This window comes from Collinsella sp. D33t1_170424_A12 (genome assembly GCF_015554865.1).
Lineage (GTDB): Bacteria > Actinomycetota > Coriobacteriia > Coriobacteriales > Coriobacteriaceae > Collinsella.
In genome coordinates, this window is sequence record NZ_JADNJJ010000153.1 from 1 (window position 1) to 18,433 (window position 18,433).

Consider the following 18,433-nt stretch of genomic DNA (forward strand, 5'->3'; position numbering starts at 1 on the left):
TCTTTCCGTTATCGGAGTGAACGGCAAACGGGTGCAGGATGAGTTCGATGCCGAGCAGCAGCACATGGTGCTCGATGTTTGCCAGGGGGCTCGTGATGAGCAGGGTGCCAAGCACCATCTCGATGATGCCCGATAGGGTGACGAGGACGTAGGGTTTCTTGGCGCGGCGTGCGTGCAGCGCTTCGTCGAGCTCCGCCGCCGCTTTGCTTAAGCCGATAAAGCCCCAGGTAACGCCGACGAGATGTAAAAGGGCAGTTCCTTGGAACAGCAGCGTTGCGCCGACGACGATCATGACGATGTCCGACCCCTGGCTGATGCTGCCCGTCTCCTTCTCGTCGTCAAGGAAATCCGTGGCAAGATCCGCTGCACCCACCAACAGCATCAAGCCGCCCAGGATATAGGGGAGGCTGCCCATGATGGCGTCGGGTGCGGCAAGGCAGGCTACGCCTACGAGCGGAAAGAGCAGCGACGCTATGAGGGCTGCTTTGCCTGGTATGCTCTGACGCTTGATGTCTGCTACGGAATCTGCTCGTGCCATTGATGTGCCGTTCCTTTCCGGTGTTGCTTGGTTGGCCTAACTCACTCTTCCCCAAATACGGAACATTATGTTGATACGTATGATTTGCATGAAACATTCGCGCGACCAGCGGTGGATCGATCCATTCGACAAGCGGTTGACCAGCTTCTTCGCTCGAGTCGTGAATTGGTTGTAATTGTCCTTGCTTTCCCAGGTATGTCGTGTACTATAAAGAAGTTTGTAAACCTATGTGTCGGCGTACGCGTGCGGCACCTCTAGAACAGTAAAGGAGCGAGAATGGATTACATTCGCGCAATCGAGCGTCAGCAGATCCGTGAGGACATTCCTCAGGTCCGCGTCGGCGACAACGTCAAGGTTCACTACCGTATTAAGGAAGGCGACCGCGAGCGCATCCAGGTCTTCCAGGGCGACGTCATCCGCATGAGCGGCGGCTCCTCCCGTGAGACCTTCACCGTCCGCAAGATCTCCTTCGGCATCGGTGTCGAGCGTACCTTCCCGCTTCACAGCCCGAAGATCGCCAAGCTCGAGGTTGTTCGCCACGGTCGTGTTCGTCGCGCTAAGCTGTACTACCTGCGTGACAAGATCGGCAAGGCCGCTCGCATCCCCGAGAAGCGCTAAGATTTATATCATGTGCTTTGGAGCCGTCTCCTACGAGGCGGCTCTTTTTATACGTACGATCCGTTGAATTCTGGAGAGGTTGCATCCATGGCCAATATGACGAGCTCTGCGCCGGCGGCGCAGGTTGCCGCCGAGCTGGCGAGCGCTCCGTTCGAACAGGTGCCGGGACTTGTCCAGCGCTATGCGGAGGATCCGCGCCAGCAGGTCAGGAAGGCGTGCGAGCGCGCGTCTCGTCGCTATGAGCGCGAATGCGCCGAGCACGAGCGCGTCCGCTTGCTCTATAGCGCAATGGCCGAGCTCGGCGGGGAGGGCGTTGTGCTTGGCGTGGATGAGGTGGGCCGGGGCTCGGTCGCCGGGCCCTTGACCGTGTGCGCCGTCCAGCTGCCCGATGATCCCATTATTTGGGGCCTTAACGATTCCAAGCAGCTCAGCCCTGCCAAGCGCGAACTGCTTGCCGCACAGATTTCCGAGGTCGCTCGTGCTATCGGCGTGTATCATGTCGCCCCCGAGCGAATCGACGAGATCGGCATGGCGCGCGCGCTTCGCGAAGCGGTGGCAGGCGCCGTCGCCGATGCCGGAGTGGAACCCGATTGCGTCTTGATGGATGGAAATCCCCTGGGTGCCGTGCCGAACGAACGAGATGTGGTGCACGGGGATGCCACGGTTGCCTGCATCGCCGCCGCTTCGATCATTGCTAAGGTCACGAGGGATGAGTTGATGGTCGAACTCGATGCCGAATATCCCGGCTATCACTTCGCCCAATCAAAGGGGTACGCTTCGGCCGAGCATATCAACGCCATCCGCGAGCGCGGCCTTAGCCCCGTTCATCGCGTTAGCTTTTGTGGAAACTTCTTGCATACCGATTCTCTCTTTTGATGATCTGATGGCGGGTTCACCGTGTACGTACGTCCACTGCCTGGGGTGTTAACGGGTGCGACCGATTTTGTAGAGTCGATCGCACCTTTTTGTTAGTTGATTCAATTTAACCTTCCAGATGACATGCGATGCTTCGCTTGCGAGCGCGAGAGGAGCTGATGGTTATGGATCGAAGGGCGTGTTCGGATAGGGTTCGGTGCGCTTCAGGCCCCGATGGTTCGGCGGGACGTCGTCCGGCCGTGTTGCGTGATGATGCTACGGTCGAGGGACTCTCCTCGAAGGAGCTCGGGCGGCTCGGTGAGTCGCTAGCCTGCTTCTACCTTGAAGAGCGCGGGTACCGCATCATAGAGAGAAATTATCGCTGCCGCGAGGGCGAGGCCGATATCGTCGCGTATGACGAGGCCGATGATTCTGTCGTTCTGGTTGAGGTTAAGACGAGGCGCAAGGCCGCGACCTCGTTGGAACTCTATCCCGAGGAGGCTGTCAACAAGAAGAAGCGCCGGCGATACCGCAGAATCGCTGCATGCTACGTGATGGAGCACTATCCCGTGCAGACCATACGATTCGATGTGGTGGGCGTTTGCATCCATGATGGGCGTACTGCGGGGATCCAACATATCTTGGGGGCTTTCGACTGGGACGCGGACCTATGACCGGGTCGGGCGCCGCGATGCACACGTTCTCCGTGCATGCTGCATGTATTCGCGGGGTGGAAGCGCAGCCCGTTACCGTCGAGGTCTCGTTTACCGGCGGTATTCCCGGTATCACCTTGGTGGGGATGGCAGATGCGGCCGTCAACGAGGCTCCCGCGCGTATTCGATGTGCGCTGCGGGGGAGCGGATATGATGTTCCCCGTAAAAGCATCATTGTGAATCTCGCGCCCGCCGATATGCGCAAGACGGGCTCGGGACTTGATTTGGCCATCTCCATCTCGATATTGGCTCTCTCGGGTCAGATCCCAATCGAGGGCCTTGATTCCTGTTTGTTCGTGGGGGAGCTCTCCCTCGATGGGTACGTGATGCCAGTTCGCGGCGAGGTTGCCTATGCGATGCTTGCTCGTGATTGCGGTCTTCGGCTTGTCTCGGCGCATGGCGATTATCCAGTTGGGCTGCCAGGGGTCGATATGTATTGCCTCCGGAATCTTTCGTCGTTGCGCGCTGGCCTTGCGAGCGCTCTCGATGCCGTTGATGCTCCCGCTATTCTATCTGGCACCGTCGGTTCGTCTCTGGATTACGCAGACGTTAAGGGCCAAGAGCTCGCAAAGCGGGCATTGGCGATCGCTGCGACAGGAGGCTTGGGTCTGATGATGGTCGGTCCTCCGGGATCCGGCAAGACGATGCTTGCCGAGCGCATGGGAACGATCTTGCCGCCTATCGACGAGGTGGAGTTGCAGGAAGCGCTGTGCATCCATTCGGTTGCAGGGGAGAGCGTGGAATCCTTGCTCGCCTCGGGCAGGCCGTTTCGATGTCCGCACCATAGTATTTCTGCTGCGGGGTTGGTAGGTGGGGGCCGACCCGTACGTCCTGGTGAAATTAGCTTGGCGCACGGCGGCGTGCTGTTCTTGGATGAGCTGGCGGAGTTTCCCTCGAGTGTGTTGCAGCTATTACGTCAACCACTTGAGAGCAAGGCGGTCCGCATCGTTCGTGCGGATGGCGCGTATGTGTTCCCGGCTCATTTCCAGTTGCTGGTGGCGAGCAATCCGTGTCCATGCGGATATCTCGGGGACCGCGATGTAAGTTGCGCGTGTCCTCCGTATGCCGTTGCGCGTTATCAGGCGAAACTCGCGGGACCCCTTGCCGACCGAATCGACATGCGCATCGATGTCGCTCGCCCCGACCCCGACCTGTTGTTGGAGGGCGGAGCGGGCGCGAGCTCCTCCTCCCTTCGATCCGAAGTCGAACAGGGGATGGCGTTTGCCACGTGGCGCCTACAGCATGGCATCGCAGTTGGAGGAATCGATATGAGGGCGATCGATGGAGCGCAAGGTGTTGCGGGGGCGTATGCCCTGGACTCCGCTGGCTACGAGACGCTTCTGGCTATCGCGCAGCGCGGGCACTTGACGGGACGCGGGATCGTCCGGCTTTGTCGGATCGCGCGGACGATAGCGGATATGCAGGAGTCCCGCGAGGTCGGCCCGAGCCATGTCTTTGAAGCTTCGATGTTTCGAGGGAGGTGCAGCGATGCCGAGTGAGCCTCGTTGCGTGCTTGAATCTTCGGATTCGCGCTATCCCGCGATGCTTCTCGATCTTCCGGGGGAGCCGCCACGCCTCTTCGTACGTGGGGATCCTGATCTTCTTTCGGAGTCCGGACTTGCCGTGGTCGGATCGCGCCGGGCGACTCCGTATGGATTGGCTGTGGCCGAGCTGGCCGCCAAGATTGCTGTGGAGTCGGGAATAGCCGTTGTTTCAGGTGGCGCCGTGGGCTGCGACCAAGCGGCCGGTCGATGTGCGGTGCAGCGAGGCGGCCGGAATGTGATCGTACTCGGTTGCGGGGCCGATGTCGTGTACCCAAAGAGTTCCGCCAGTTTGATCAATCGCACTATCGAAGGGGGCGGCGCGGTCATCTCCCTTGAACCCTGGGGCACGCCTCCGCGACGATATGCGTTTCCGAAACGGAATCGCATTATTGCCGCGCTGTCGAGGGCGACGCTTGTGTGCGAGGCGGGTATGCCGTCAGGGACGTTCTCGACGGCTGAAACGGCCTCCGATCTTGGTCGAGAGGTTCTGGCCGTTCCCGGATCGATATTTGCACCGGAGTATCGTGGCACCAACTATCTGATCACGGTTGGCGCGACGTGCATTGTCGATGAGGAATCGCTTGAAGTCGCAATCTCTCGCTTATATGGAACGATGAGGTATTGTCATGATGCTCCTGCGACGATCGTGGTCGAGAACGGAGCATCGCGTGAAATGCTGCGGTCTTTGGTCGCTCAGCCGATGCGAATCGATGAGCTCGCCTCTCGTTTAGGTGAATCCGAACATGCGGTCATGATGCGTTTGAGCGAGCTTTCAGCTGCCGGATTGGTGGAGCGGCTGTATGACGGTCGCTTTGCTGCTTCAAAAAGTATGCTTCATGGGTTAACCTCGTTCGGGAACAAGCGGCCATAGGGTTTTCGCGGATAGGAGTTTCGAGATGTTTGATGGTGTCATCGTTATCGGGGGCGGTCTTGCGGGATGCGAATGCGCCTTGCAGCTTGCCGACCGGGGAATTCGCGTTCGCCTCTATGAGATGCGTCCCCTGGTCTCGTCTCCGGCGCACCATAGCGACCATCTTGCAGAGCTCGTATGCTCGAACTCGTTCAAGTCAACCCGTTATGATTCCGCCGCCGGAATGCTGAAGCGCGAGCTTCGTGCTATGGGCTCCGTCCTCATGGACTGCGCGGATCGTGCCGCAGTCCCTGCTGGCGGCGCTCTTGCTGTCGATCGCGGACTATTCTCCCGTTATGTTGAGGAGGCTATAGCATCCCGATCGAATATCGAGGTCATTCGCCAGGAGGTCACCGCTATTCCGGAGGGCCGTGTCGTCATTGCTGCGGGCCCCCTGTGCTCGCCGTCGCTCAGCGAGGCCGTTCTGGGCCTGGTAGGTGGCGAATCCCTTTCTTTTTACGATGCGGCGGCTCCCATCGTCGATGCAGCCACCCTTGATATGGATGTCCTGTTCTCCCAGTCCCGCTATGAAGAGCAGGGTTCTGGTGACTACTTGAACGCCCCGCTCTCCCGGGAGGAGTATGATGCCTTCATCGACGGCCTTGTTGGGGCCGAGCGCGTGATTTTGAAGGATTTCGAGCGACGCGACCTGTTCCAGGCGTGTCAGCCCGCCGAGGAGGTGGCTCGTACGGGCAAGGATGCCATTCGTTTCGGCGCCATGAAGCCGGTGGGTCTTATCGACCCGCGAACCGGTAAGCGACCCTGGGCCGCCGTGCAGCTTCGCGCCGAAAACGCCGAGCATACCGCGTACAACCTTGTTGGATTTCAAACGAATCTGACATTCGGTGAGCAGAAGCGCGTGTTCCGCATGATCCCCGGTTTGGAGAACGCGGAGTTTTTCCGGTATGGCGTCATGCATCGCAACACCTTTGTCGACGCGCCCCATGTTTTGGATCGTTCATTTGCGGTCCCCGGTACAACCGTGCGCCTCGCGGGTCAGATTACGGGAACGGAAGGCTATACCGAGGCTGTCGCCTCCGGTCTCCTGGCGGCTCTTAACACGTTTGCCGATATGCGGGGGCTTGACCACGTTTCGCTTCCCGATACGTCGGTATTCGGTGCACTGGTGTCCTATGCCACCGATCCCTCGTGCGTCGACTATCAGCCTATGCATGTGAATTTTGGGATCATCCCTCCGCTCGAAGATGGAAAGCGCCGTTCCAAGCGCGACCGGTATACGGCGTATGCCGACAGGGGCGGCAGGGATCTTCAGGCGTACATTGCGTCGCGCGTTGATCTATTTGGTCTCGACGCGAGGTAGACGATCCCGTTGGCTGAGATGCGCGCATATATCGATGATTACTGCCGCTACCTTGTCGATGTCATGGGTCGCTCAGTTCAGACCGACAGGGCGTATCGACAGCATCTGTACGCCTTTGAGGAGTGGTGCGCGTGCGAACATGTGGACGGCGCCGAGGTCGCTGCCAGGGATCTTCGGCGTTATCTAGCGTTCCTGCATGCGGCGGGGTATGCGCCGCGTACGGTTGCCGCGCACCTCTCTTCGATTCGATCGTTCTTTCGGTGGATGGTTCGCATGGGCGCTGTCGATAGCAACCCTGTCGATCTGATGCTTTCGCCGAAACTTCCGACAACCCTTCCCGTTGTTGCTACGAGATCTCAGTTGGAGCGGTTATTTGAAGCCCCCGATCGGGACACCGCCCAGGGATTGAGGGATGTGTGCATGCTCGAGCTTTTATATGCATCGGGCGCCCGCATCTCCGAGCTCGCAGGCCTTGACGTGGAGTCGTTCGAGGATGCCGGGCGCGCGTGCCGTTTGTTCGGCAAGGGCTCCAAGGAGCGAATCGTACCCCTGCACCGTCGGGCTCAACATGCCGTTCGCAACTATACTCTTGATGCTCGGCCCAGCTTGATTGTCGATCATCATGATGCCGTTCGGCCTAATGGGCGCCATGCGTTGTTCATCTCCGATCGCGGTCGCATCATGGACGCCGCATCGTTGCGATACCGCTTTACCGTTCTTCGAGATCGAGCGGGCGTCAGTCGTTCGGTAACGCCGCATACGATGCGCCACACCTTCGCTACCGACCTCTTGGATGGCGGCGCTGATCTGAGGACCGTTCAGGAGCTGCTAGGACATGCCAGCTTGTCGACTACTCAGATTTACACGCACTTAGCGCCCGAATCGCTGAAATCGGCCGTGCGGCAAGCTCATCCTCGAAGTGGTTCGTAGCGGACCTCGCGCATGGCGGCCACTCGAATCTGCGTGATGCACAAGTCGCACACAAGGTGCGCGCAACCCTTGGATTCTCGTCGATGTCCTGCTATCATTTATCGGGTTGCTCTTGTGAGCAACGGACGTATTTCGCACGTGCGACGACTTTTGCGCCGTGGTGCCCGAGATTTGGTAGCGCATGATCGGGTGGCTCAAAAGGATGACATCGCACGGAGGCAACGAACCACAGGAGGTAAGTATGGCTACCACGATTAACATCCGCACCCTGCTCGAGGCTGGCTGCCACTTCGGTCATCAGACCCGCCGCTGGAACCCCAAGATGCGTGAGTACATCTTCGGCGAGCGCAACGGCATCTACATCCTCGATCTCAAGCAGACCATCATCAACGCCGACCAGGCCTACACGTTCCTGAAGAACATCTCCCGCAAGGGCCAGGTTCTCTTCGTCGGTACCAAGAAGCAGGCTCAGGAGGCCGTGAAGACCGCTGCCGAGCGCGCCAACATGCCCTACATCAACCAGCGTTGGCTCGGCGGCATGCTCACCAACTTCGTTACCATCCGCTCCCGTATCAACCGCATGGAGGAGCTCGAGGCTATGGTAGAGGACGGCCGCATGGCCCTTCTGCCCAAGAAGGAGCAGGCTGTTCTGGGTAAGGAGCTCGCCAAGCTCCAGACCAACCTCGGTGGCGCCCGCGACATGAAGGGCCTTCCCGCTGCCCTGTTCGTCATCGACACCAAGCGCGAGGAGAACGCCATCAAGGAGGCCCAGCGCCTGAACATCCCGGTTGTCGCCCTCATCGACACCAACTCTGATCCCGACGAGGTCGATTTCGGCGTCCCCTGCAACGATGACGCTATTTCCGCCGTCTCCCTCATGTGCGAGCTCTTCGCCGACGCCTGCCTCGCCGGCTCCGGCAAGGAGCAGATCTCCGAGGCTGAGATGGCCGCTGCCCCCGAGGCCGCTGCCGACGCCGAGTAACGTCCGTTTACGTTCGTTCAACGCTCTTTGAAAGGAGCCATCATGGCCCAGATTACCGCCGCTATGGTCAAGCAGCTTCGCGAGATGACCGACTCTCCTATGATGGAGTGCAAGAAGGCCCTCGTCGAGGCCGACGGCGATATGGACGCCGCTGTCGACGTTCTTCGTAAGAACGGTCTTGCCAAGGCTGCCAAGAAGGCTGGCCGCGAGACCAACGAGGGCGCCGTCGCCGCTTTCATCTCCGAGGACGGCAAGACCGGCGCTCTCGTCGAGCTCTCCTGCGAGACCGACTTCGTGGCTTCCAACCCCAAGTTCACCGGTTTCGCCGCTGAGCTCGCCAAGGTTGTCGCCGAGGTCAAGCCCGCCGACGCCGAGGCCCTCATGGCCGCCCCGATGAACGGCGACACCGTCGAGGGCGAGCTCACCGAGCTCATCCACGTTATGGGCGAGAACATGAAGATCGCCCGCTTCAACCTTCGTACCGTCGAGGCCGGTGCCCTTTCTTCCTACATCCACATGGGTGGCAAGATCGGCGTTATGGTCGAGTTCTCCTTCGAGAAGCCCGAGACCTTCGCGTCCGACGACTTCAAGACCTTCTCCCATGACGTCGCCATGCAGGTTGCGGCTACCAGCCCCATCTGCGCTCGTCGTGAGGACGTTCCGGCCGACGTTGTCGAGCACGAGAAGTCCATCTACATGGCTCAGGCTGCCGAGTCCGGTAAGCCCGAGGCCATTCAGGAGAAGATGGCCATCGGCCGCCTTGAGAAGTTCTTCAAGGCTTCCGTCCTCAACGAGCAGGAGTTCATCAAGGATTCCAGCGTGACCGTCAACGGTCTTGCCGAGCAGGTGTCCAAGGCTTGCGGCGATACCGTTAAGGTTATGGCTTTCGATCGCCTTGAGCGCGGCGAGTCCGATAACTAAGGTTATTTCGGTTTCCTGATATGAAAGCGGGCTGTGGGATTACCTACAGCCTGCTTTTTTATGGCTTGTTTCGTTTTCGCTGCTAGAATAAATAAGAATGATGACCAAAGGAGGAATTTTGTCTGATTATCGCTACAAGCGCGTGCTGTTGAAACTTTCCGGTGAAGCGCTCATGGGTGAGAACGGATACGGTATCGATCCGTCGGTTACCGAGAACCTCGCGCGCCAGATCAAGGCCATTCACGAGGACGGCATCGAGGTCGGCATCGTTGTGGGCGGCGGTAACATCTTCCGCGGTCTTGCTGGCTCGGCTAAGGGTATGGATCGTGCCCAGGCTGACTACATGGGCATGCTCGCCACCGTCATGAACGCGTTGGCGCTTCAGGATGCATTCGAGCACGAGGAGTGCCCCTGCCGCGTTATGAGCGCCATTCAGATGAACGAGGTTTGCGAGCCCTATATTCGTCGTCGTGCGATGCACCATCTCGAGAAGGGCTACATCGTCATCTTTGCTGCGGGATCCGGCAATCCGTATTTTACGACCGATACCGCGGCCGCGCTGCGCGCCTGCGAGATCGATGCCGACTGCCTCCTCAAGGCCACGAAGGTCGACGGTGTCTACGATAAGGATCCTGTTTCTAACGAAGATGCCGTTCGTTTTGATACCATTAGCTATCATGAGGTTCTGGTTCGCGGCCTGCAGGTTATGGATTCCACTGCCACCGCGCTGTGCCAGGATAATCGTATGCCTATCATCGTCCTTAACATCGAGGGCGAGAACAACATCAAGCGTGCTCTTTGCGGAGAGCCGGTTGGCACCGTCGTAGTTCAGGAGGACTAACATGGCCACCATCAACGATCACATGGATAAGACCCTCGAGAGCCTCAAGCATAATTTCTCGAAGGTTCGCACCGGCCGTGCGAATGCTAACGTGCTGGCGGATATCACCGTCGATTACTACGGTGTCGCCACGCCCGTAAGCCAGGTTGCCGCCGTCAAGACGCCCGAAGCCCATATGCTTCTGATCGAGCCCTGGGATAAGGCGCTCGTCAATGCGATCGTCAAAGCCATTTCCGCTTCCGATCTTGGTATCACGCCGAATACCGACGGCACGGTCATCCGCTTGCCGTTCCCCGCTCCCACGGAGGAGCGTCGTCGCGAGCTTGTTAAGGATTGCCGCGACCTTGCCGAGCAGGCCCGCATCGCCGTACGCAACGTTCGCCGTGATTTCAACAACAAGCTCGATCGCGATGAGGAGCTCACGGAGGATGAGGTTCGTCGCGAGCAGGCTAAGATTCAGAAATGCACCGATGAGTACATCGCCAAGGTCGACGCTATGCTTAAGGCAAAGGAATCAGAAGTGATGGAGATCTAGGGTTCCCTGCCTTGGGTCTTTTGTCTCGCGCTGTGTCATTCGACATGCAAACCGGGCAGCCCGCATGTTCCCTTTTTAGGAGCATGCGGGCTTTCTTATGAGTTCGTTCGGCGGGGCATTGCCGGATCCCCGGTACGTATGGTTGCTTTCATATGCTGCTTATGCTGCGACTTTTATGAAATGGGACCTTGCGTTGCCTTGCCCCATCGGTCTCTTTATTATTGATAGATATGCGTTCTCGCACCCGCGTCTGCGCTGAGCCGTACACACGCCCGCATGTGCGGGCTCGCTATAGTCTGGAGTACCAACGTGCGCTACGACCCCGATAAGCTCGTCGAGCATTTCAGCAATCCTCCACAGGACATATCTTTGACCGATATCGATCTTGACCGAATTCCGCGCCACATCTCCTGCATCATGGATGGCAACGGCCGCTGGGCTACCTCGCGCGGGCTTTCCCGTACGGAAGGTCATAAGCAGGGTATCGTTGCGCTTCGCGATGTCATTACCACCGCGGTCCGTCTGGGTGTAGATGTCTTGTCTGCCTACGCCTTTTCTACGGAGAACTGGGGGAGGCCCCAACACGAGGTCAATGTCCTCATGCATCTCTTTGCGAAGACTTTTATCGATGAGCTGCCGCTGTTGAAGCGCGAGAACGTTCGCGTTGTTTTTCTGGGCGATATCTCCGCATTGCCCCAAAAGACGCGTGATGTTTTCGAATATGGCCTGAAGGAATGCGAGCATCACACGGGAATGGTTCTTGCCCTTGCCGTGAACTACGGCGCGCGCGCAGAGCTCGCCCGGGCTGCTCGTACGATTGCCGAGCAGGTGTCCGCCGGCTCTCTTGCAGTTGGGGATATCGACGAGAACTCGGTTGCCGACCATTTGTACACCGCTGGCCTGCCCGACCCAGAGCTTGTTATCCGTACATCTGGCGAGATGCGCGTTTCCAACTATCTGCTTTGGCAAATCGCGTATTCGGAGTTCTATATCACCGAATTGTACTGGCCTGATTTCGATAAATGGGGAATGCTGCGCGCGATCGCAGCCTTCCAGCACCGCGACCGTCGATTTGGCGGCTTGAGCGCCGAATAGCGCTCGTGTTAGCAAGAGAGGAGCATGTACGGTGGAAGATCAAAAGCAGCGTCAACGGGCCCAGGAGCCTGTAGCTGCCGGTCCTCGTGCCGAGCGAAAGCCCTTTGACGTGAAGGGTTTCCTTGTCCGCTCGGGCTTTGGCATTATGTATGCGGCATTGTTTATAGCTTGTTTGGTGCTCGGCGTCATTCCGACAGCTGTATTCGTTGCCGTCATGAGCTGGTTTTGTTGCTATGAGTTTTACCGTATGGCGCGTCTAGACGGCAAGGTGCCGAACGAGTTCATTGGCCTTTCTGCTGCCGTGCTCTTTCCACTGTCTGCGCTAGGGGCATCGGTGCTTCTCACGGCGCTGCTCTTTATCCTGGTTCTCGCGGTTGGTCTGTGGTATCTCTATTCGCCGCGCACGCGTATCTCAGATGTCGCCGTCACCATCTTCGGCCCGCTCTATACGGGGTTCATGCTGTCTGCAATCGTTCTTACGCGCGGCTCTATCCCAGGGTTTGCCGGCGCCCTGCTTTCCGTGGGCGTTTGCGCTTCGCTATGGGTGAGCGACTCGCTCGCATATATGGTCGGCAGCCGCTTCGGTAAACATAAGATGGCCCCTAAGATCTCTCCCAACAAGACTTGGGAGGGCTTTTGCGGAAGCATAGCGGGCTCCCTTGTTATCTGGCTGATTCTGTATGCAACCGGCTGGTATAGCCTGTCGCTTCCCGTAGCGGTGCTCGCCGGTGTCGGCGTGGCCGTTTTGGGCGTTTTCGGCGATCTGATCGAGTCTCGAATCAAGCGCGGCGTAGGCGTCAAGGATTCCGGCAACCTGATTCCGGGACACGGCGGCATGCTCGATCGTTCCGACTCCCTTATCTTCGGTTGCATCACGGCTCACCTCATCTTGGTACTAGGAGGCGTTCTATGAGTGAATGCAGGCGCCGCGTGGCGGTTTTGGGTTGCACGGGATCCATCGGCGTTCAGACCCTCGATGTTTGTCGCCAGCATTCCGACCGTCTCGAGGTCGTCGCGCTTTCGGCCCATCGAAGCATCACCGGCCTCTTGTCCGCTGCTCGCGAGTTCAACGTTTCCGCTGTCGCGCTGACCGATGCGTCGTTATCCGCCGACCCTCGTTTGTCCGAGCTTCCCGATCCGCATCGCTGCGGATTCGGCATGCGCGCGGCGATCGATATGTGCCTTTCCGATGAGGTGGACGTCGTGGTCGTTGCCATCGTTGGCGCGGCCGGTCTCCATGCGACCTATGAGCTCATGGCTGCTGGTAAAACCATTGCGCTTGCCAACAAGGAGTCGCTCGTGGTCGGCGGCGATCTTATCATGCCGCTCGCCAGGCCCGGTCAGCTGCTGCCCGTCGATTCTGAGCATTCGGCAATCTTCCAGTGCTATCTGGGCGAGGATATGCGCTCGACGCATAAGATCTGGTTAACCTGTTCCGGCGGCCCTTTCTTTGGCTGCAGCCGCGAGGAGCTTGAGCGGGTTACCGTTGCGGACGCACTGGCCCATCCCACGTGGAATATGGGTTCCAAGATCACGATCGATTCGGCTACGTTGATGAACAAGGGCCTTGAGCGTATCGAGGCCATGCATCTATTCGATATAGAGCTCGATCGCATCGAGGTGCTCATTCAGCGCCAGTCGAAGATTCATTCGATGGTCGAGTTTGCCGATGGCTCGGTTATGGCGCATCTCGGAGCATCCGATATGCGCATACCCATTCAGCTTGCACTTTCGTATCCGGATCGCTGGGAATCGCCCGCTCCGCGCGTCGATTTCCGGACGTTGGGCTCACTTGATTTCGACGCCCCGGACACCGAGGCGTTCCGCTGCCTGGCCTTGGCGGAACGGGCGGGAATGACGGGCGGAACCCTGCCGTGCGTCCTCAATGCGGCGAACGAGGTGGCTGTCGACGCGTTCCTGCATGAGCGCTGCTCGTTCACCGACATCCCTCGCATCGTCGAGGGCTGTCTCGATGCACACGACGTCCAGCCCGTCTCCTCGCTCGAGCAGCTCGACGAGGTCGATGCATGGGCGCGGATCACGTCGGAACGCTTCGTAACATCTCTTTCACGATAGAAACGAGCTTATATGGATGCCATCTTTGGTTTCATCACCCCGCTCTTCTGGGGTGTTTTGCTGTTGTCGCTTCTGGTGTTCGTGCATGAGGGCGGCCATTTCCTTGCTGCGCGTGCGTGCGGCGTTCGCGTTACCGAGTTCTTCTTGGGACTGCCGTTTCGCTATAACATCAGCCATACGTCCAAGCGCATCGGTACGAAATTCGGCGTAACGCCGCTGCTTCTCGGCGGCTATGCGGCCATCTGCGGCATGGATCCCGAGCAAGCGCCCCATGCCGCGCGCGTGCTTTCGCGCGTGCACGAAGCCGGGGCCATCTCCGTTGACGAGCTTGCCGAGCAGCTCGAGATCACCCCCGATGAGGCCCTTGAGGCATGCGTGTTTCTCATGGGCTGGGGGTCCGTCCTGCCGGTGTACGATGCTTCGAAGGGTGAGGGGCCGACTTCAAAATACTATCCTTCGCGCTATATGGCACCTGCCCGCGATGCCGCGGGCAACACCGTGTTCGATGGTCGGGTGTTCGACCGTGCCGGCGCCACCGGCGATGGCGAACCGTGGACGCCTCCTATGGGCGCCGAGCGCTTTTTCGAGCTCGAGCGCTCCCATACGTATGTGGGCAAGGGTTTCTTCAAGCGCGCGTTCATGCTTCTCGCCGGAATCCTCGTTAACCTCGTTACCGGCGTGACGCTGTTTGTCATCGCTTATTCCGCCATAGGCTACAACGCACCCATCGACGTCAACATCGTCGGTTCGATTACCGAGGGTTCACCGGCGGCGGCCGCTCATATCCAGGAGGGAGACCGCATCCTTGCTGTCGACGGCACGGCTGTGGACAGCTGGTCCGAGCTTCTCGCCGCGCTTGGAAATCGCGATGCCGGCGCTACGGTCGCCCTCGAGGTGTGGTCGCCCTCCCAGGAGGAATCGGCCGAGCAGCGTCTTGGGCCCGTCGACCGCACCTATCTCGAAGCGCATGGTTCTACGCACACGGTTGAGGCGAAGCTGGATGAAGATGGTCTGTTGGGTATCGGGGTGCTCTACCACACGATGCGCGTGAGCCCTATGGTTGCAGCTCGCATGTCGGTCGACTATCTCGTCCAGACCGCCCAGGGCGTGGCCAAGCTGCTTATGCCGCAGCACACCAAGGAGGTTTTGGATAGCTCGACCTCCGTCGTCGGTATCTCCGTTCTGTCTGCACAGGCCGCCGAGCAGGGTGCCGCCTCCTTCATGAGCTTTGCGGCGCTCATCTCCTTCTCGCTGGGCTTCATGAACCTGCTGCCTATCCCGCCGCTCGACGGTGGCAAGCTTTTGATCGAGGTCATCCAAGCCGTTCGGGGGAAGGAGCTTTCCGTGAAGGCCCAGACAATCGTGTCGTACGTCGGCATCGCCTTCTTCGCGTTCTTGTTCCTGTATATGCTTCGCGCGGATATCCTGCGCTTGCTGCACTAGGAGGCTTGTCATGTCCTATCAGCCTTGCGCGCGGGAGTTGACCCGTCCAGCCCATGTGGGATCCGTGATAATCGGCGGGGGAGCTCCCGTGGCCGTTCAGTCGATGACGTGCACGCCCACGGTCGATGCGGCGCGTACGATCGAGCAGGTTCGCGCCCTTGCCGATGCGGGCTGCGACTTGGTGCGCGTCTCCGTTCCCAACGCCGATGCCGTTGCATCGTTCGGCGAGGTGTGCGCGGAAAGCCCCGTGCCCATCGTGGCCGACATTCATTTCGACTACCGTCTGGCTATCGCTGCCGTCGAGGCCGGCGCCTCGAAGCTCCGTATCAACCCCGGCAACATCGGATCATGGGATCGCGTCGACGCCGTGATCGACGCGGCGGGGGAGTGCGGCGCCGCCATCCGCATCGGCGTCAACGCGGGTTCGCTCGATCCCGCTATCGCGCAACGTGAGGATCTTTCCCAGGTCGACAAGCTGGTCGCATCCTCGATGCAGTTCGTAGAGCACTTCGAAGCGCGCGGCTTCACGAATATCGTGCTGTCCGCCAAGGCCCATAGCGTCGCGACCACGCTTGAGACGAATCGCCGGCTTTCAGCCGAGCTCCCGCAGGTACCGCTTCATCTTGGCGTTACCGAGGCCGGCGGCATCCAGCAGGGTACGATCAAGAGCGCGATCGCATTGGGCTCGCTGCTTGCCGAGGGCATCGGCGACACCATGCGCGTTTCGCTCACCGCCGACCCGCTGGAGGAGGTGCCCGTTGCCTGGGGCATTCTCTCGGCTCTTGAGTTGCGCCGCCGTGGTCCCGAGATCGTCTCCTGTCCTACGTGCGCGCGCTGCCAGGTCGACTTGATCGGCATCGCCGACGAGGTCACCCGACGGCTCGCCTCGTGCACCAAGCCCGTTACCGTGGCCGTGATGGGTTGTGTGGTGAACGGCCCTGGTGAAGCATCCGACGCCGATGTGGGCGTTGCCTGCGGGCGCGGCTCGGCCCTGCTGTTCCGCCATGGCGAAGTCATTCGCAAGGTCGCCGAAGACGAGATAGCCGACGCCTTACTCGATGAGATCGACCGCCTGTGACCCTCGGCGCGCTCCGTTCCGTCCGTGCCGTTTACACGCATGATTTGCGCTATGATTGCTACTGTTTGTGACGTTTGATACAAGGAGTTTTACCGTGACTACCAACCGCACCAGGGCTATGAAGATGTCGGCGCTCTATGCGCCCACGTTGAAGGAGGATCCCGCAGAGGCCGAGCTTGCCAGCCATCGACTGCTCCTCCGCGCCGGTATGATCCGCAAGCAGGCTGCCGGCCTCTATAGTTATCTGCCGCTTGCATGGCGCTCCCTGAAGAAGATCGAGGATATCGTCCGCGATGAGATGGATGCAGCCGGCGCCCAGGAGCTCCTCATGCCCATGGTGGTCGATGGCGGCCTGTGGCACGAGAGCGGCCGCTGGAACGCATACGGCCCCGAGCTCATGCGCATGAAGGATCGCCATGATCGCGAGTTCGTGCTCGGTCCCACGCACGAGGAGACTATCACGGACCTCGTCAAGAACGAGCTGCGTTCCTACAAGCAGCTGCCCGTTAACCTATATCAGATCCAGGATAAATTCCGCGACGAGATGCGTCCGCGCTTCGGCCTGATGCGCGGTCGCGAGTTCATCATGAAGGACGGTTACTCCTTTTCCGCGACGCAGGAAAGCCTGCAGGAAATCTATGATGAGATGAAAGACGCCTATGCGCGCATCTGCGAGCGCTGCGGCCTGAAGGCGCTGCCCGTCGTGGCTGATTCCGGCCAGATCGGCGGCGATACCTCCGTGGAGTTCATGGCGCTTGCCGATGCGGGCGAGGCCAGCCTGGTGTACTGCGACGCCTGCGGCTTTGCCGCGGACGACGAGGCCGCGTCCACCACGATCGCCGTTACCGAGGGGCCGGGAGACGGTACCCTCCAGAAGGTTCACACTCCTGGCTTGGGCTCCATCGAGGCCGTTGCTGATTTCTTCGGCTTCCCTCAGAACGGCACCCGCAAGTCGCTCGCGCTTGTCGCCGAAGACGGCACCAGGGTCGTTGCCATCGTTCCCGGCGATCACGAGCTCAACGAATGCAAAGCCGAGAAGCTCTTCGGCGAGTTCCACATGATGAGCGAGGAAGAGCTTCAGGAAGCCGGTCTCTTCAAGGGCTTCATCGGGCCGGTCAATCTGCCCGAGGGCATTCGCCTCGTCGTCGACGAGTCTCTGCGTGAGTCGCGCAGCTGGACGTGCGGCGCCAACGAGGTCGATTACCATTTCACTGGCGCTTGCCCCGAGCGTGATTTCTCCGTCGATGAGTGGGCCGATCTCGTGACCGTTCACGAGGGCGATGTCTGCCCGCACTGCGGCGAGCCCCTGAAGGGCGCGCGCGGTATCGAGGTGTCGCAGGTTTTCCAGCTCGGTACCAAGTACTCCGAGGCCATGGGCGCTACCTTTGCCGACGAGAACGGCGAGGAGAAGCCGTTCATCATGGGTTGCTACGGCGTCGGTGTATCCCGCACGCTTGCCGCCGTGGTCGAGCAGCATAATGATGAGCACGGCATCATCTGGCCTGTTTCCATCGCGCCGTACGAGGTGTCCATCATTCCGCTCGATCCGAAGATGGACGAGTGCGCGGCGGCATGCGGCGCCATCGCCGACGCTCTCTGCGAGGCAGGTATCGAGGTTGTTATCGACGATCGCGACGAGCGTCCCGGTGTGAAGTTCGCGGACAACGATCTTATGGGCTTCCCGTATCAGGTTGTGATCGGTAAGCGCGGGTTGAAGAACGGCACCGTCGAACTCAAGGACCGTTCTACGGGCGATCGCGTCGATGTCGCTCTCGACGAGGTTGCGGCCAAGGTTGCGCAGCTCGTTGCCGAGCAGCGTCGCTAGGAGTATTCTCGACAGCTTGTTTTCTAGACGGCGTCCGTGCTGGCGGACGCCGTCTTTTTATTGTCTGCGAAAAAAAGTTCAAGGATTTACTTGCATGCTCGCCTGCAATCCCGTATAGTTTTTTTTTGTTGCAAGGGGGCGTAGCTCAGCTGGGAGAGCGCTTGACTGGCAGTCAAGAGGTCAGGGGTTCGATCCCCCTCGTCTCCAC

18 protein-coding genes and 1 tRNA gene are annotated in these 18,433 nt (G+C 59.6%); 18 read left to right on the forward strand and 1 reads right to left on the reverse strand.

Annotated elements, in window-relative coordinates; translation table 11 throughout:
* On the reverse strand, window positions 1–538 hold a 538-nt coding region (locus I2E26_RS06580), incomplete at its 3' end, for a DUF308 domain-containing protein (protein WP_195420098.1).
* A gap of 276 nt (window positions 539–814) precedes the next feature.
* Here I2E26_RS06580 and rplS point away from each other — a divergent pair.
* From rplS to I2E26_RS06670, 18 genes are all read left to right on the forward strand, one after another.
* Entirely contained in the window at window positions 815–1,156 is a 342-nt protein-coding gene (gene rplS / locus I2E26_RS06585; RefSeq protein WP_147588299.1) for a 50S ribosomal protein L19, read from the forward strand.
* A gap of 87 nt (window positions 1,157–1,243) precedes the next feature.
* Window positions 1,244–2,032: a ribonuclease HII gene (locus tag I2E26_RS06590; RefSeq protein WP_195420099.1), complete on the forward strand. Its 789-nt coding sequence runs from the start codon at window positions 1,244–1,246 to the stop codon at window positions 2,030–2,032.
* A 239-nt stretch (window positions 2,033–2,271) separates the two neighbouring features.
* The gene (locus tag I2E26_RS06595; RefSeq protein ID WP_370551460.1) at window positions 2,272–2,685 is read left to right on the forward strand and encodes a YraN family protein; all 414 of its coding nucleotides are present in this window, start codon (window positions 2,272–2,274) and stop codon (window positions 2,683–2,685) included.
* Window positions 2,686–2,702: 17 nt separating this feature from the next.
* On the forward strand, window positions 2,703–4,223 hold the full coding sequence (locus tag I2E26_RS06600) for a YifB family Mg chelatase-like AAA ATPase (RefSeq protein WP_195420101.1): 1,521 nt from the start codon (window positions 2,703–2,705) through the stop codon (window positions 4,221–4,223).
* Window positions 4,213–5,139 carry a DNA-processing protein DprA gene (locus I2E26_RS06605; RefSeq protein ID WP_147588399.1) on the forward strand — a complete coding sequence of 309 codons (927 nt, stop codon included), beginning with the start codon at window positions 4,213–4,215 and terminating at the stop codon, window positions 5,137–5,139. The genes I2E26_RS06600 and I2E26_RS06605 overlap by 11 nt, the downstream gene beginning before the upstream one ends.
* 25 nt (window positions 5,140–5,164) lie before the next feature.
* A complete protein-coding gene (gene trmFO, locus I2E26_RS06610) occupies window positions 5,165–6,499 on the forward strand; it encodes a methylenetetrahydrofolate--tRNA-(uracil(54)-C(5))-methyltransferase (FADH(2)-oxidizing) TrmFO (protein WP_195420102.1) in 1,335 nt (444 codons plus the stop codon).
* 18 nt (window positions 6,500–6,517) lie between these two features.
* Window positions 6,518–7,429: a tyrosine recombinase XerC gene (locus I2E26_RS06615; RefSeq protein WP_195420109.1), complete on the forward strand. Its 912-nt coding sequence runs from the start codon at window positions 6,518–6,520 to the stop codon at window positions 7,427–7,429.
* Between the two features lie 241 nt (window positions 7,430–7,670).
* Window positions 7,671–8,411: a 30S ribosomal protein S2 gene (gene rpsB / locus I2E26_RS06620; RefSeq protein WP_195420103.1), complete on the forward strand. Its 741-nt coding sequence runs from the start codon at window positions 7,671–7,673 to the stop codon at window positions 8,409–8,411.
* Between the two features lie 42 nt (window positions 8,412–8,453).
* Window positions 8,454–9,332, forward strand: coding sequence for a translation elongation factor Ts (gene tsf / locus I2E26_RS06625; RefSeq protein ID WP_147588294.1), 879 nt, complete (start codon window positions 8,454–8,456; stop codon window positions 9,330–9,332).
* 118 nt (window positions 9,333–9,450) lie between these two features.
* A complete protein-coding gene (pyrH, locus tag I2E26_RS06630) occupies window positions 9,451–10,173 on the forward strand; it encodes a UMP kinase (RefSeq protein ID WP_147588293.1) in 723 nt (240 codons plus the stop codon).
* A 1-nt stretch (window position 10,174) separates the two neighbouring features.
* On the forward strand, window positions 10,175–10,708 hold the full coding sequence (gene frr / locus I2E26_RS06635; RefSeq protein WP_195420104.1) for a ribosome recycling factor: 534 nt from the start codon (window positions 10,175–10,177) through the stop codon (window positions 10,706–10,708).
* Between the two features lie 309 nt (window positions 10,709–11,017).
* A complete protein-coding gene (locus tag I2E26_RS06640) occupies window positions 11,018–11,803 on the forward strand; it encodes an isoprenyl transferase (protein WP_370551461.1) in 786 nt (261 codons plus the stop codon).
* 145 nt (window positions 11,804–11,948) lie between these two features.
* Window positions 11,949–12,716, forward strand: coding sequence for a phosphatidate cytidylyltransferase (locus I2E26_RS06645; RefSeq protein WP_195420110.1), 768 nt, complete (start codon window positions 11,949–11,951; stop codon window positions 12,714–12,716).
* The gene (dxr, locus tag I2E26_RS06650) at window positions 12,713–13,879 is read left to right on the forward strand and encodes a 1-deoxy-D-xylulose-5-phosphate reductoisomerase (protein ID WP_195420106.1); all 1,167 of its coding nucleotides are present in this window, start codon (window positions 12,713–12,715) and stop codon (window positions 13,877–13,879) included. Before I2E26_RS06645 ends, dxr begins: the two co-directional genes overlap by 4 nt.
* A 12-nt stretch (window positions 13,880–13,891) precedes the next feature.
* On the forward strand, window positions 13,892–15,322 hold the full coding sequence (locus I2E26_RS06655; RefSeq protein ID WP_195420107.1) for an RIP metalloprotease: 1,431 nt from the start codon (window positions 13,892–13,894) through the stop codon (window positions 15,320–15,322).
* A 10-nt stretch (window positions 15,323–15,332) separates the two neighbouring features.
* Complete coding sequence (ispG, locus tag I2E26_RS06660) at window positions 15,333–16,400, forward strand: flavodoxin-dependent (E)-4-hydroxy-3-methylbut-2-enyl-diphosphate synthase (RefSeq protein ID WP_195420108.1); 1,068 nt, start codon at window positions 15,333–15,335, stop codon at window positions 16,398–16,400.
* Window positions 16,401–16,518: 118 nt separating this feature from the next.
* The gene (locus I2E26_RS06665) at window positions 16,519–18,225 is read left to right on the forward strand and encodes a proline--tRNA ligase (protein ID WP_195420111.1); all 1,707 of its coding nucleotides are present in this window, start codon (window positions 16,519–16,521) and stop codon (window positions 18,223–18,225) included.
* Between the two features lie 134 nt (window positions 18,226–18,359).
* Window positions 18,360–18,432 (forward strand) — tRNA-Ala (locus tag I2E26_RS06670).
* The last annotated feature ends 1 nt before the right edge of the window (window position 18,433 follow it).

What these genes read in the sequence shown, in the direction of transcription:
- trmFO (WP_195420102.1), top strand. Translation starts at nt 5,165, where the DNA reads ATGTTTGATGGTGTCATCGTTATCGGGGGCGGTCTTGCGGGATGCGAA.
- I2E26_RS06605 (WP_147588399.1), top strand. Translation starts at nt 4,213, where the DNA reads ATGCCGAGTGAGCCTCGTTGCGTGCTTGAATCTTCGGATTCGCGCTAT.
- tsf (WP_147588294.1), top strand. Translation starts at nt 8,454, where the DNA reads ATGGCCCAGATTACCGCCGCTATGGTCAAGCAGCTTCGCGAGATGACC.
- rplS (WP_147588299.1), top strand. Translation starts at nt 815, where the DNA reads ATGGATTACATTCGCGCAATCGAGCGTCAGCAGATCCGTGAGGACATT.
- I2E26_RS06615 (WP_195420109.1), top strand. Translation starts at nt 6,518, where the DNA reads ATGCGCGCATATATCGATGATTACTGCCGCTACCTTGTCGATGTCATG.
- I2E26_RS06590 (WP_195420099.1), top strand. Translation starts at nt 1,244, where the DNA reads ATGGCCAATATGACGAGCTCTGCGCCGGCGGCGCAGGTTGCCGCCGAG.
- I2E26_RS06665 (WP_195420111.1), top strand. Translation starts at nt 16,519, where the DNA reads ATGAAGATGTCGGCGCTCTATGCGCCCACGTTGAAGGAGGATCCCGCA.
- I2E26_RS06655 (WP_195420107.1), top strand. Translation starts at nt 13,892, where the DNA reads ATGGATGCCATCTTTGGTTTCATCACCCCGCTCTTCTGGGGTGTTTTG.
- I2E26_RS06645 (WP_195420110.1), top strand. Translation starts at nt 11,949, where the DNA reads ATGTATGCGGCATTGTTTATAGCTTGTTTGGTGCTCGGCGTCATTCCG.
- rpsB (WP_195420103.1), top strand. Translation starts at nt 7,671, where the DNA reads ATGGCTACCACGATTAACATCCGCACCCTGCTCGAGGCTGGCTGCCAC.
- I2E26_RS06600 (WP_195420101.1), top strand. Translation starts at nt 2,703, where the DNA reads ATGCACACGTTCTCCGTGCATGCTGCATGTATTCGCGGGGTGGAAGCG.
- frr (WP_195420104.1), top strand. Translation starts at nt 10,175, where the DNA reads ATGGCCACCATCAACGATCACATGGATAAGACCCTCGAGAGCCTCAAG.
- ispG (WP_195420108.1), top strand. Translation starts at nt 15,333, where the DNA reads ATGTCCTATCAGCCTTGCGCGCGGGAGTTGACCCGTCCAGCCCATGTG.
- dxr (WP_195420106.1), top strand. Translation starts at nt 12,713, where the DNA reads ATGAGTGAATGCAGGCGCCGCGTGGCGGTTTTGGGTTGCACGGGATCC.